This window comes from Absiella sp. AM29-15 (genome assembly GCF_003434225.1).
In the GTDB taxonomy this organism is placed as follows: domain Bacteria; phylum Bacillota_I; class Bacilli_A; order Erysipelotrichales; family Erysipelotrichaceae; genus Hoskinsella; species Hoskinsella hominis.
Window position 1 is genome coordinate 21,717 of record NZ_QVFL01000006.1, and the last position, 14,201, is coordinate 35,917.

Here is a 14,201-nt window from a genome sequence, read left to right on the forward strand (position 1 = left end):
TTTATTCAATTGTAAATACTATTTGATTTCATGAAAAAAATCTTTTATATTTTACAATTTACATCATGATGAAAAAAAAGATATTCATTTAGGTAGTCTAACCTTAAATGAATATCTTTATTTGGTTAATTTTTCTTTTCTATTTCATCAATTACAGCTTGGCGGATGTCATCTGGAATATCTAATATATCTATTGCTTCCATAACATTAATATGATTTTTTGCCATTAACTTCTTTGTATATACTACAGCGCTTAGAAACCGTTCTTCTGCTTTACCTTCTTCTTTCGCTTCCTTACGGATACCTTCACTTAAGTTACACATTTGCATCACCTGCCCCTTTCAAAAACATTATAACTTTCTTTCATTATTTGTCTATCCAACTATAATGTATATTATCTGATATTATGTTTTTAATATATATTAATAGCTTTATTTATCACAAAACACTAATTAATTTTATGCAAAAAAGCTTTTGTATTTTGCGTTTTATACTTAGATGAAAAAAAGATATTCATTTAGGTGGTCTAATCTTAAATGAATATCTTTATTTGGTTAATTTTTCTTTTCTATTTCATCAATTACAGCTTGGCGGATGTCTTCTGGTATTTTCAACATATCTAATGCTTTATTGATTTCAATATTGGTAGTTTCCATCAAGTTTTTGACAAGTTCTACAGTACTTATAAATTTACCTTCAAGCTTTCCTTCTAATTTACCTTCTTCTTTCGCTTCCTTACGGATACCTTCACTTAAGTTACACATCTCAGCCACCTCCTGCTCTAGATCTTCTGTTACTAGTATACCATAATTTTCTATAAGTTGTCGCTTTATTTCATCTAGTGGAAGATTCGAATTGAATAATACATTCAATAATTTCATAGAGTCATATTCTCCATCATTGTAATCATCATAACTCTTTTTTAGATAAATCATGATAACTTCTATCAAATCATAATGACTTACTGGACTATGCCATTCTTTTCTCAAACAAGTTTCCGTTAGTTTGTATGAATTCACAACATCATCTTTTTCTTTTTTATGATTCATACAGATCCATAAAGAATACACCTTTTTGATATCTAAATAATTGGTATGTTCAAAACCATATTTTGCGTTCTTTTGACCTGCTAAGATCCTACAGGCATGATACACACCTCTTGATATCAATGGATAATGTCTTTCATCATCACCCTGTGCTTCCATGTTTATCAGAAATCCTATGATTTCTTTTTTAGCTTCTACCTTCTTTGTTGGAAGTTTCGCAAAGAAGAATACATCATAGCGTATTTCTGCGCCAATAACAGCGATATCCTCAAGGTTTAATCCCAAAAGTTCACCATTTCTTTTGATGTACTCAATTCCTTTGATTGGCTCAATACAAGCCTCTATTTCAGGTATTGGCATACCCATATATTCTGGTATTTGATCATGCAAGATAGATGCCAGAATAGATTTGAAAGCCAGGATTTTTTTACAATATTCATCATGTGCTTTTCCCGGTTCTTTCGTATCAATGGTTGATACTAGTTTTAGTCTATTATTCATAAAGCGCCTCCTTTTCGTGTAATGTTTTCCATTATACATGCATTGTTTAAAAAAATCTATACATAATTACAACAAAGTCAGAAAAGCACAAATAATTATATTTTTACAGTAAAATCTTAAAGTAAATCATGATTAACAAACACAGTAATCTATGTCTTAATATGAAGCATTTTCTTAAATCAAATCACTTTTTGATTTCATTTTTTTCAATACATTCCATCATTTCATGATGTATATCCTCAGATATGTCTAGTAGATCCATTGTTTCAATAACACTAATAGTTTTTTATCATTAACGTCTTGGTATATTCTACAGCGCTTAGAAACCTTTCATCTGCTTTACCTTCTTCTTTCGCTTCTTTACGGATATCTTCACTTTACTAAATCCCCAATTCTAAATCTTTATTTTTAATATCATCATAATCCCTATCTCTGCTAATTGGATCAACCTCAACCTTAAACTTATCATCAGAATAATTGTAATAACGATATCCATTCGTAAGATATCTAAAATCAACTAACTTAGAAGGCGTTGGCTGAATTTCTTTTAAATCAAAAATCGTTCCTGGCACTATCCTCACACTAATCATTCCTTCCTAAATATAATGGTATAACAAAATATAATTGATTATACTATTTTTTTAGCTTTGATAAGCATCATAGAGAAAATGACACACCCAAACATGTATGCTTAATGCAAAAAACTTATTCTTGAACATACTTTTTCCTCATATTTTTCTTCAACCTGACATACATCATATGCTGGTAATTCATCTATAGAGAAGCTTACTTTTACATTGCTTATAAACCTTCCTTCTTTACAGATACCTTCACTTAAGTTAAGCATTTGCATCACCTGCCCCTTTCAAAAACATTATAACTATCTTTCATTATTTGTCCATCCAACTATAATGTATATTATCTGATATTACTTTTTAAAATCATGATATTATAAATTTTATTTATATTAAAATACTAATTAATTTTATGTAAAAAGCTTTTATGTTTTATACTATGATGAAAAAAATATTCATTTAGGTGTTTCTTCCTTAAATGGATATCTTTATTTGGTTAATTTTTCTTTTCTATTTCATCAATTACAGCTTGGCGGATGTCATCTGGAATATCTAATATATCTATTGCTTCCATAACATTAATATGATTTTTTACCATTAACTTTTTTGTATATACTACAGCGCTTAGAAACCGTTCTTCTGCTTTACCTTCAAGCTTTCCTTCTAATTTACCTTCTAGTTTACCTTCTTCTTTTGCTTCTTTACGGATACCTTCACTTAAGTTACACATTTTATCACCTATCTCTTTCAAGAATATTATAACTTCCTTTCATTATTTGTCCATCACACGATAATGTATATACAAAAAAGACTATAGAAATTGAATTCCTATAGTCTTCTGGATATATTAGCCTTCTAATACTTCGTGACAACGATCACATAAGCCATCTTCTCTTGAAGAATCAGTAATGTTCCAGCATCTTGGACATACTTTTCCCTCACATTTTTCTACTGCTACCTGGCATACTTCATATGCTGGTAATTCATCTACAGAGAAACTTACTTTTGATACGATCAGCCATTGGTTGAATTTGTTGCCACAGTAATCTTCGATCAATTTACGATCTTCATCAGATACATTTACCATAACATGTGCTTCTAATGATTTCCCGATAACTTTTTCTGCACGAGCTGTTTCTAGTGCTTTAAAGATATCTGCACGAATTGCCATTAAACGAGCCACATCTGCTTTGATTGCTTCTGCGTTATCAATGACAAGGTTTTCTTTGAAGCTTCCTAAATGGATACTTTCTGCTTCTGTATGGAAGAAATCATTTACTTCTTCACATGTATGAACAAGGATTGGTGCCCATAGACGTAATAAGAAGTCTAATGCATGATACAGAACAGTTTGTACTTGTCTTCTTCTTGGTGAATCTTTCTTTTCGATATACAGGATATCTTTTGTGTAATCCATATAGTAAGCAGATAATTCATTGGTCATTAAGTTTGTTAACATACCAGTGATATCCGCAAAACGGTATTCTTGATAAGCTTTGATTGCTTTGGTATTTGCTTCATTTAATAGCACTAAGATATATTGATCTAATGCTGGTAATTCCTTCACATCTACCAAATCTTCTTTTGTGAAGTCTGTTTCTGGATTGATGTTTGCTAACATGAAACGGAATGTATTACGTACTTTACGATATTGTTCAGAAATCTGTTTCATGATTTCATCTGACATTGAGCAGTCTGCCTGATAGTCTACAGAAGTAGCCCATAAACGAAGGATATCTGCGCCATATTTCTTAGTGATTTCACCTGGTGCTACAGCGTTCCATTGAGATTTACTCATCTTCACACCTTTACCATCCATAACAAAACCATGGCTTAATACCTGTTTATATGGAGATTGTCCATGTACAGCAGTCCCAATGATCAAAGATGAATTAAACCATCCACGATACTGGTCACTACCTTCAAAGTATAGATCAGCAGGATAGCCTAAACCTCTTTCCATCATAGCACCTGTGTGTGAACTTCCGGAGTCAAACCATACATCCATGGTATCTGTTTCTTTACGGAAAGTTCCATTTGGTGAACCTGGGTGGCTGTATCCTTCTGGAAGTAAGTCTTTTGCGTCTCTTTCAAACCATACATTTGAACCAAATTCTTTGAATAATTCTGCGACATGATCAAATACGTTTTGATCCATGATAGGTGTATCGTCTTCTGCATAGAAGATAGGAATTGGTACACCCCATGCACGCTGACGGGAAATACACCAGTCACCACGATCGGCGATCATGTTATGCATACGCTGCTGTCCCCACTTTGGTATCCAGTCTACTTTATCAATTTCATTTAATAACTGTTCACGAATCTTATCGATAGATGCAAACCATTGTGTAGTGGCACGGAAGATAATTGGTTTCTTTGTTCTCCAATCGTGTGGATAGGAGTGTGTAATGAATTCAAGTTTTAATAAAGCACCGATTTCATCCAGTTTTTGTGTCACTGTCTTATTGGCATCATCTACATACTGACCAGCAAGCCATTCGCCACAATCTTCCATCATGCATCCATGTTCATCAACATTACAATATGCTGGTAAACCATATTTCTGACCTACAAAGAAGTCATCTGCACCAAAGCCTGGAGCTGTATGTACACATCCAGTACCTGCATCAGCAGTAACGTGATCACCTAAGATAACCAAAGATTCACGATCATATAAAGGATGCTGACATGTGATCATTTCAAGTTCTTTTCCCTTGAATGTTTTGATGATGTTTTTCTGCGTTAATCCAAATTTTTCCCACAACGCATCAACAAGCTCCTGAAGAACTAATAATTTACCTTTTTCACTTTCAACTAGTGCATATGTATAATCCTTATTCAAACAGATTGCTAAGTTTGCAGGGATTGTCCAAGGTGTTGTTGTCCAGATGACAAAACTTGTATCTGTATCTAAGATTCCTTTACCATCTTTTACAGGGAATTTCACAAAAATCGTAGGACTCTTGATATCCTTGTATTCAATTTCAGCTTCTGCAAGAGCTGTTTCACTGGATGGACTCCAATATACTGGTTTTAATCCTTTATAGATCAAGCCATCCATTGCCATCTTACCAAAGATTTCAATCTGGTGTGCTTCAAATTCTTTTGTTAATGTGATATAAGGATGATCATAATCACCTACCACACCTAAAGAAAGGAATCCTTTTTTCTGTCTTTCTACCTGTTCTAAAGCATAGTTGTAGCAAAGCTTTCTGAAATCAGCCAGTTCCATTTCTTTACGGTTATATCCAAGCTTCTGGATAGCTGTTTCAATAGGTAAACCATGTGTATCCCATCCTGGTACATAAGGCACCTTGTAGCCAGCCATAAAGCGGTTACGGATGATGACATCCTTTAAAATTTTATTTAATGCATGTCCTAAGTGGATATCTCCATTTGCATATGGAGGACCATCATGTAAAACGAATGCTTCGCATCCTTCTCTTTTTTCTAACATCTTTTCATAGATGTTTTGTTCTTTCCAGCGCTGCTGGAAGTTTGGCTCTTTACTTGGTAACTTTCCACGCATTTCAAACTTGGTATTTGGCATTAATAGCGTATCTTTATATTCCATCGTTTCTTCCTCCTTCATAAAAAAAACGTCCTTACTCTAAGGACGTTATTCACGCGGTACCACCTTAGTTCATATCATTCCTGATATGCACTTTCAACACGTAACGTGTGCTAAACCCGTACTTCCCTACTAACCATTCAGGAAATCTGCATCGAAAAGTGATTTTTTATTACCCTTCCTACAGCTTTCCACCAGCCAGCTGCTCTCTATCAGTACCTGTAATAAAACATGTCTTTTCTGTTCACGCATTTACAATTCTTTTTTCAAAAGATCCATGTTGGGAATATTGGGTGTTTCAAATTCATCCAGTGCAGCTTCCAGTTGTCTTAATTCATCCTTCATGCTGCCTTTTAATTCATTTGCCTCATTTCCCAGTCTGGCAATATCCAGCAATATGCCTCTTGCCATGATTAAAGACTCTTTCACGATAGCATCTGCATTTTTCTGTGCTGTATCTACTACCATATTTGCTTCTTTCATCGCAATCCTTGCCATCTCTCCAGCTGCCTTCTCACGAATCGCCAGATTTTCCATGACCTTGTTATATTCCTGTTGTTTTTCAGCCAGTTCTTTTTCCATTTCTTCTACCTGTTTCAAAAGCACTGTTTGCTTTTTCTTCAGTTCTTCGTTTTCATTACTAAGCAAGGATATATAGTCATCGACCTGGTAACGGTTATATCCATTTTTCATCGTATCGAATGATTTCTTGTCCATAACATCACCTTTCGTCCTCACCTTCGGAAATAAGCGGCTTAATTCACAAATGGAAATAGCATTATTATTATGTCATAAATATGCCACTTCTTCAAGGGATTTTTGTGAATGTCATTGTATTTTTCCAGCTTTTTTCATTATTTTCCAAAATCATTCCTTTTATATGACATTCATTTTCACTATGATCATATGAAAGGAATATCTCCCTCCAGCTTTGAGGGTAGTCATGGGGGTAGTTTTGGGGGTAGTTATTTGGGTAGTTATTTTCATTTCATTGAAATGAAAAAGCCTGCACATGGCAGGCCTTACTCATATTTTGCGACTTCAATAACTAGATGATCTTTTTTTGTCTTGTTGGATACTTCTAAAAACTTAAAACGCCCTGCTTTCCGTATCGATATCACACTGCCAACACTAACCGTTGTGGAAGCCTGCTGGTTTACGGTATGATTGACCTTCACAAGTCCTGCTTTGATAAGATCTGTTGCTTTGCTTCTGGACATATGCCCAAGTGTAGATACCATCACATCTAAGCGTAAGGAAGATACGATTTTGGTTTCATATTTTAATTTTTGTTCATGTTGAATAGGTTCATTTGTTCGCTGAAAATGAAGAGAACAGCGTTTGATTTTGGTTAAGTTGCATGTGATATAATTTTCAACCATCTCATCACAGAAAATATAGATTCTGTCATCCTCAATGATAAAATCTCCAATCATATCCCGTTCAATGCCAATATGCATAATGGCACCTAAGATATCCGGATGTGATAATTTAGAGAAGGATGAGGAGTAGTTGGCTTTTAAACAGATGGTAGGAAAAGCTGGTTCTTCATCATCATATGGTAGAAATGCAAAACGTACACGTTCCGCATTTGGATAACCGCCATCCATACGGTAAAGAATCTGTTTCCCACAGATACTTTGTGCAATCGATGCTTCTTCAGGCGTAAAAAAGGGAGTAATGCATATCCGTCTATAACGTTGCATCTGATCAATGAGATCATATAGGCGTTTTACGAATTCTTCATTACCCCGAAAATGTTGTAACTGATGCTGATTCATTAATTACTCTTCGTTTGCATCCAAACTAATTTCTCCATGTACTGCTACATTTTTAGGAGCACACAGAATAACATTATGACCAATTTTCTGAATGGTTCCATCCAGAGCGAAAATAACACCTGTTAGAAAATCGATTGTTCTTTGCGCATAATCTCTTTGCAGCTTATGTAAATTAATAACGGCTGCCTTGTTTTCTTTCAAACGTTTTGCGACTTCTTCTGCTTCATCGAATGAACGTGGTTCAAACAAAACCATCTTTGTATCACCTGATAAACGACTTACCTTTGATTTTGGCTGTTCATATTCAGACAGGACACGGTTATCTTCATCTTCCTGTTCTACTTCTAACACATCATCTTCATCCATTGGTGCAATAAATTCTTTAAATTTTTGACCGATGCTCATGTTGGCATACCTCCTATACGTTATCACTATTTTATCACAAAGTTCTGCATAGAAAAAGGCTTTTTCCAAAAGAAAAGTGAGATTTAGCTAAATCTCACCAAAATCACATCGCCCTGAATATTTTCAATTTCCTTTACATCGATTTCTATTTCTTCTTTACCGAAGAAAAAAGGAAAGCATTTTTTGATACAGGAACGTGGCGGACATGCATAGATTGCATAAATCAGATAGGAGCATGGATCAAAAGCAAGATCACAAACCGTTCCTATCAATGCCCCGTTTCGTATATTGATAACCTGTTTCCCAACGATATCTGAATATCTCATTTGCCTCACCTAGTTTATTGTATGAGGAAACTTCAAATGTGTGCTAGTTTTCAATATCTTTTCGTAATGCCGCAATAGCATTTTTTTCAAGGCGTGATACCTGTGCCTGGGATATGCCAAGTTCATTTGCGATTTCTGTTTGTGTCATATCATCATAGTAACGTTTTTTGATGATATCCAGTTCTTTGCCCTTTAAATGCTTCAGGCTCTTTTTTAATGCCATCACATTGGATAATTTTTCAATTTCATCATGCTCATCTTTGATTTGATCTAACAGAAACAATTCATCCCCATCACTGTTATAGACGGGTTCAAAGATACTTAATACGGATTGGGTGGAATCTAATGCATCCACGATATCTTTTTCTTTGACTTCTAATACAGAAGCTAAATATGCTGTGGTTGGTTCTTTCTGATAGGTATGTATATATTCTTCTTTTACCTGAAATGCCTTATATGCTAAATCTTTTAGATGTCTGGATACTCTGATGACCTGATTATCTCTTAAGTAACGTTTAATTTCTCCCATAATCATAGGAACAGCATAGGTAGAAAAGCGTACCTCATGTTTTAAATCAAAGTTATCTATGGATTTCACAAGACCGATACACCCTACCTGAAACAGATCATCCATGTTTTCACAGCGGTTATGGAAACGCTGAACGATGCTTAAAACAAGCTTTAAGTTCCCATTGATCAGGGTTTCTTTGGCTTGTAAGTCACCGTTTTGTAAAGCGACAAACAATTCTTTCATTTCTGCATTGGTCAACACTTTTAAAGTGGATGTGTTGATCCCACTGATTTCTACTTTATAACGACTCATTTCTACAACCTCCTAGCCTTGTGTACTAGGAGTTTTCCCTTGTAAAATTTATGCTATACACGTGTTTATTTGTAAGTAACTGGAAAGAGATATCACTTGACAAACAGGAAAAAACCATGGTGTTTTATCATCATGGTTCTGTTGCTTTTTTCTTCTTTTCATCTTTTTGAAATTCCCGATATATCTTCATAAAGGCCCTTTTTTCTATCCGTGATACATAAGATCGTGAAATATTCATGGTTTTGGCAATTTCTCGCTGGGTCTGTTCCTTTTGTCCATATAAACCAAAACGCTTGGTAATGATTTCCAGCTCTCTGGCATCGAGTACGTGAATGAAACGTTTAAGCTTGGATACGTTATCTTCTAACATCATATCATCAATGATATTATCTTCTGGTGCGGATATCGCATCAATGAGTGTAATCTCACTGCCATCCTTATCGGTCGCAATAGCTTCGTTGAGTGATACGTTTTGAAAATAGTTTTTAGAGCTTCGTAAATACATCAATATCTCATTTTCTATACATTTACTGGCATAGGTTGTAAGCTTATGTCCTTTTTCCGGTTTGAAAGAATCAATAGCTTTGATCAATCCAATAGTTCCGATACTGATGAGATCTTCTTTTTGTTCCTTACGGATATCGTATTTTTTTACGATATGGGCAACCAAACGCAGATTGTGTTCAATCAGTTTGTTGCGTGCTTCTTCATCATGATCTTTCAATAATGCTATACAGTTTGCTTCTTCTTCCTTATCAAGTGGTTGTAAAAAACTGTTGTTTCGTATATATCCAACATAACATAACGCATTTGACAGTAATTCAAATAATGTTGTTAACATTTCTTATCACCTGTTATCAGTATATGATAAGGGATGTGACAACATGCGACAAAAAAATCGGATTACACACGTAATCCGATTGGTGTTGATGCGCCTGGTAAATAGATGCCGGCGATAACAACGTTTGCACCATTGTATCCACCATGTACGACTTGTCCATTACCTACATAAACAGCGATGTGACTTTTACCACTGCCATTATTTGCATAGTATAATAAATCACCTTGCTGTAAGTTATCTAAAGAAACCTGTGAAGCGATTTGCAAGAAGTTGTCTGGTCCCATGATGTGATGTTCAACGATCGCATCGCCATCCTCTTCTTCTACTGTGATCCATGCGGATTTTCCTACTGCTTCAATACTTTTTTCTGCGACTTCTTCACACCACATGTTTGCACCTACATAAGATAATGCTGTCTGGGCAATAGGACTTGTAACTGCTTCCTGCTGAGGCTGTGGAGCTTCTTGTTTTTTTGGAAGGAGAAGGCGCGCTTTCCTGCTTTGGCTGTGACTGTTGTGTCTTTGCAGGGGCCTGTGTTTGTGTTTCATTAACTTCGTTATTTTCCACAGCCTGCGCTGTTTCATTTGTTTGTTGTTCTTTTTCAACGGTTTCTTTCTTTGTTTCTTTTTTACTTGTTTCTGCTTTTGGTGTAGCTTTCTTAGCATTTTTCTTTGTAGTGACTTCCTGTACCTGTTTCATAATATCTTTAGTGCCTGAATCGATATTTGTTAAACCGATTGCCGCAACCTTAGTACTTTCAGCTGTTGTATTGTTATAAACGATACCACCACAAATCAATCCAGCGCTTAATAATGCGCATGTACTATATGTCAACATTTTAGATTTTTTCATCTTCATGTCCTCCTTGTTTTAAACTGTGTTACTTACTTCCTACTCATACTATACACAAAACTTTGTCACACGTAAACCCTTTAGCCTACATTTTATGACCTTTTTGTGATATCAAATACATTTTTCATATTCATGTGACATAGCTGTGATTATTTAGATAAAAAAAGACAGTCATCTTTCTGACTGTCCTAATTCTCTAAAAATGAACGGTAATAGATTTTAAAGCTTAATTTTTCGTTCAGTTTTTCTAATGCAATCTTAAAACCGTCAATATCAAAGACTGCGACATCAATATAAGAATAATGGATACCAATTGCCCCGCCAATCGTTCTAGCTAGTGACATATCATAGAATAATTTATTGATTTCCTTTTCTAGCTGTTGACGTAATAGTGCTTCTTTTTCATCTTCATATAAGACTTCATAAAATAGATAGCCATATTCTGCGCCACGCTCTTTCATATCTTTACATGACTGGTATTCTTGATTTAACAATTCCTCCTGAAGTAATGGATTGGTGGTAATGATCATCTTCATATCTTTACGAAGGGTTTCACTTGGCAGCTTTTCATCCAGTTTGTATGCCATATAAATAGTGGTAGGATCATGGTACTCGCTCCACTCTTCATCAATGATGATATCACAGATATCTTCGTAAAAGTTAGGTAAAAGACACACATTTTCTTCATCACTTGGTGTGTCAATGATCGTAATGCTGTTGATTCTTGCTTCCAGCTCCAATTCTCCAATGAACAGCTCCAGCATATATGCAACCAGACGGTTACGATAATCTTCTTCCATATCCTTTAATGCTTCACAATATACTTCAATATCCAGCATCTTTAATGCTTCATTGATTTTGTAATAGATTTTAAAGTCAGCCCCACCATAGCGTTTTCCTTTCACATCAATATAGCTGTTCATTGCTTTTTGTGATAATGGTGGCCGCCATGGATTCAGGATCCAGTTTTCTTTTAACTGTTCTGGCGCATCTTTCACTAATATAGCGCTGCAGAATTGTACGTTCTTATCTCCACCGCTTGGAAATGTCATTTCAAAGAAGCCGTTTTCATTCATTTCCAGCTCCATCTTTGTGCCGACAATCGTCGCTAATCGATGATTTAAATCCTCCAGCAGATGCTCTAATTCGTGTTGATCACCTTCTTGTAATGCTTGTTCAACAGTACTCTGTACCGTTTCAAAATACTTCCAAAAATTTTGTACTCTATGTTTTAGATTCATATCTACACCTCTATTCATTTCTTATCAATAAACAATACTGCTTCAAATCATAATTGTCATGTGTAATGACACTCATCAATTTAAAGCCGGTTTCTTCATATAATGCCAGATTGTCTTTATGATGTGTTTCCATTGTCACATCAAACCCTTTTTCTTTTGCATCTTCACATACACGTGTAATCAGCATTTTGGCAAGTCCCTGTTTTCGATCCTCTTTTTTTGTATACATCAGATCAATATGATATGACTCATGTGTCACAAATTCTTTGACCCAGCGGCTGGTAAACATATCCCAGCACTTGATCACATGCCATATGACCTGAAAGGAATGAGTGGATATTAGCATGGGAATCATTTTCATATTCAGACTAAACAAACGCAGATGATATTTCCATGCGTTTTCAAGTGATGTATCATAGACCACCATCACACTGTGCAGCTCTTTACTATCTGCGATAAAATGGCTGTATGGACGAATTGCAGCCAAGTAGTGTTTAAAGAAATACTTTACCAGGCGCCTTCTTGATTTTTTATATGGAAATACGGTTTTATACAGTTCATCCTCATAAAAATTCTCTGCCATTTCTTTATAAAGATTGGCAATTTCATAGTCATTTAATTCATATAAACCAGCGAATGACATTTTTTCACATCCTTATTCCTCGCCCTATTATATCATATTTTTTCGATATGTGTAAATTATGAAAAGAACGTCTTATGTAATTAAACATTCACTAGACGTTCTTTCAGCTTTTTCAATATTTTTTTCTCTAAACGGGATACCTGTACCTGGGAAATCGACAATTTTCGGGCAATATCCTCCTGCTTCATACCTAAATCATAGCGATAGTGTAATAACAGTTGATCACGTTCTTCTAAGCGTTTTACTTCATTCTCCAAACTGACCTTCATCACGACATCTTCTTCTTTACGATTTTTCACTTTATCTTCTAATAGAATTGGTGAGCCATCGTTTTCATAGATGGTTTCATCTAAAGAATAAACAAACTGGTTTGCTTCAAATGCCACGATTACATCGCCAACATCTAATTGTAAATCATCTGCAATCTCCTGATAGGTTGGCTCATGATGCAGCTGTTGAAATAGTTTTTCTTTGCTTTTCAGCATCGTTAAATAGCCTTCTTTGATGGAACGGGATATTCGCATACTGCCATCATCACGAAAGTATCGTTTGATTTCTCCCATAATAATAGGTACTGCATATGTAGAAAACTTTACACCATAACTGACATCAAAATGATTCAGGGCTTTCATCAATCCCACACAGCCTATTTGAAATAAATCATCCTGGCTTTGTTTCGGTCGATGGAATCGTTTCACAATAGAATAGACAAGCGGTGTATTCTGCGCAACGAATTCATCTCTTGCTTTGTTGTCCCCTTGTTGAATCAGATGAATCAGTTCTTCATTGCTCCGTTTGATTTCCATGTCTGATCTTCTTTTTGATTTGCAGATCACATCCCTTTCCCGCTTCACTATGAATATGGAATTCATCCGCAAATGTCTGCATTATGGTCATTCCCATACCACTTCGCTCCAAATACTCTTTGCTGGTATACATTGGCTCCATGGCTTTTTGGATATCATCTATACCACAGCCATCATCTTTCACGTGGATATAGATATAATGCTCATCATAGCTGACTTCCAGCAGGATGATGCCATCCTCTACATTCTCATATCCATGAATCATCGCATTGACGACTGCTTCCGCTAAAATTGTTTTGATTTCCATCACATCTTCCATAGGAAGATCTAACGGCATTAAAAATGCCACAACTGAGGTTCTCGCAAATGCTTCATTTTCTAATTTACTGTAGAATTCCAGTTTCATTTTATTCATAGTTTTACCTCATTTCTTTCATGTCGTATGATCTGAAAGATGCCTGACATCTGAAACAGCTTCTCATTGGCATTTGACAGGTTGCATACCACCAGAGTGCTGCCTTTTCGTTTCAACTGTTTATATCGTGCTAATACAAATCCAATACCCGTACTATCAACAAAGGTCACTTCCTCAAAATCTAGTTTTACAATCGTTGGCTGGTATTGTTCTATCAGATCGATACAGATCTGTTTCAGATTGGTTACACTGAGATTATCTAAATCGCCAAAGAAATAGAAATACAGGATACCATCTTTAAATTGATGCTTCATGTTTTATCACCCTTTCACCTGGACTATCTTATCACTTTTTTATTTCGGCTTGTGGATA

At 35.3% G+C, this 14,201-nt stretch carries 19 protein-coding genes and 1 other annotated feature; all 19 genes read right to left on the reverse strand.

All coding sequences use genetic code 11. The features are described 5' to 3' along the window. Positions 1–125: 125 nt before the first annotated feature. Positions 126–323, reverse strand: coding sequence for a hypothetical protein (locus tag DW761_RS07555; protein WP_117517270.1), 198 nt, complete (start codon positions 321–323; stop codon positions 126–128). Between the two features lie 231 nt (positions 324–554). Continuing rightward, complete coding sequence (locus DW761_RS07560; protein WP_117517272.1) at positions 555–1,547, reverse strand: hypothetical protein; 993 nt, start codon at positions 1,545–1,547, stop codon at positions 555–557. A gap of 380 nt (positions 1,548–1,927) precedes the next feature. Continuing rightward, complete coding sequence (locus DW761_RS07565; RefSeq protein ID WP_147323318.1) at positions 1,928–2,119, reverse strand: hypothetical protein; 192 nt, start codon at positions 2,117–2,119, stop codon at positions 1,928–1,930. Between the two features lie 119 nt (positions 2,120–2,238). After that, positions 2,239–2,394 (reverse strand): hypothetical protein, encoded by a 156-nt coding sequence (locus DW761_RS20980; RefSeq protein WP_158553769.1) that lies wholly within the window; start codon positions 2,392–2,394, stop codon positions 2,239–2,241. A 224-nt stretch (positions 2,395–2,618) separates the two neighbouring features. Next, entirely contained in the window at positions 2,619–2,852 is a 234-nt protein-coding gene (locus tag DW761_RS07570) for a hypothetical protein (protein ID WP_117517276.1), read from the reverse strand. Positions 2,853–2,969: 117 nt separating this feature from the next. After that, complete coding sequence (ileS, locus tag DW761_RS07575; protein ID WP_117517278.1) at positions 2,970–5,699, reverse strand: isoleucine--tRNA ligase; 2,730 nt, start codon at positions 5,697–5,699, stop codon at positions 2,970–2,972. 35 nt (positions 5,700–5,734) lie between these two features. Continuing rightward, positions 5,735–5,952: a binding site (T-box leader), on the reverse strand. Continuing rightward, positions 5,949–6,413: a DivIVA domain-containing protein gene (locus DW761_RS07580; protein ID WP_117453594.1), complete on the reverse strand. Its 465-nt coding sequence runs from the start codon at positions 6,411–6,413 to the stop codon at positions 5,949–5,951. (Overlaps the previous feature by 4 nt.) 305 nt (positions 6,414–6,718) lie before the next feature. Next, positions 6,719–7,477 (reverse strand): RNA-binding protein, encoded by a 759-nt coding sequence (locus DW761_RS07585; RefSeq protein WP_117517280.1) that lies wholly within the window; start codon positions 7,475–7,477, stop codon positions 6,719–6,721. A gap of 3 nt (positions 7,478–7,480) precedes the next feature. Beyond that, entirely contained in the window at positions 7,481–7,882 is a 402-nt protein-coding gene (locus tag DW761_RS07590) for a cell division protein SepF (RefSeq protein WP_117453590.1), read from the reverse strand. Positions 7,883–7,965: 83 nt separating this feature from the next. Then, on the reverse strand, positions 7,966–8,208 hold the full coding sequence (locus DW761_RS07595) for a PRC-barrel domain-containing protein (protein WP_117453589.1): 243 nt from the start codon (positions 8,206–8,208) through the stop codon (positions 7,966–7,968). Between the two features lie 43 nt (positions 8,209–8,251). Further along, positions 8,252–9,031, reverse strand: coding sequence for a SigB/SigF/SigG family RNA polymerase sigma factor (locus DW761_RS07600; RefSeq protein ID WP_117453588.1), 780 nt, complete (start codon positions 9,029–9,031; stop codon positions 8,252–8,254). A 130-nt stretch (positions 9,032–9,161) separates the two neighbouring features. Next, complete coding sequence (gene sigK / locus DW761_RS07605) at positions 9,162–9,872, reverse strand: RNA polymerase sporulation sigma factor SigK (protein WP_117517282.1); 711 nt, start codon at positions 9,870–9,872, stop codon at positions 9,162–9,164. 62 nt (positions 9,873–9,934) lie between these two features. Continuing rightward, complete coding sequence (locus DW761_RS21400) at positions 9,935–10,261, reverse strand: NlpC/P60 family protein (protein ID WP_233513053.1); 327 nt, start codon at positions 10,259–10,261, stop codon at positions 9,935–9,937. Next, positions 10,251–10,724, reverse strand: coding sequence for a hypothetical protein (locus DW761_RS21405; protein ID WP_233513054.1), 474 nt, complete (start codon positions 10,722–10,724; stop codon positions 10,251–10,253). The genes DW761_RS21400 and DW761_RS21405 overlap by 11 nt, the downstream gene beginning before the upstream one ends. A gap of 188 nt (positions 10,725–10,912) precedes the next feature. Continuing rightward, positions 10,913–11,965 carry a hypothetical protein gene (locus DW761_RS07615; RefSeq protein ID WP_117517286.1) on the reverse strand — a complete coding sequence of 351 codons (1,053 nt, stop codon included), beginning with the start codon at positions 11,963–11,965 and terminating at the stop codon, positions 10,913–10,915. Positions 11,966–11,975: 10 nt separating this feature from the next. Beyond that, entirely contained in the window at positions 11,976–12,608 is a 633-nt protein-coding gene (locus tag DW761_RS07620) for a GNAT family N-acetyltransferase (RefSeq protein WP_117453585.1), read from the reverse strand. Positions 12,609–12,688: 80 nt separating this feature from the next. Beyond that, positions 12,689–13,414: a SigB/SigF/SigG family RNA polymerase sigma factor gene (locus DW761_RS07625; RefSeq protein WP_117453584.1), complete on the reverse strand. Its 726-nt coding sequence runs from the start codon at positions 13,412–13,414 to the stop codon at positions 12,689–12,691. Next, entirely contained in the window at positions 13,392–13,829 is a 438-nt protein-coding gene (gene spoIIAB / locus DW761_RS07630; protein ID WP_117453583.1) for an anti-sigma F factor, read from the reverse strand. Before spoIIAB ends, DW761_RS07625 begins: the two co-directional genes overlap by 23 nt. After that, the gene (locus DW761_RS07635; protein WP_117453582.1) at positions 13,826–14,143 is read right to left on the reverse strand and encodes an anti-sigma factor antagonist; all 318 of its coding nucleotides are present in this window, start codon (positions 14,141–14,143) and stop codon (positions 13,826–13,828) included. Before DW761_RS07635 ends, spoIIAB begins: the two co-directional genes overlap by 4 nt. Positions 14,144–14,201 lie beyond the last annotated feature (58 nt).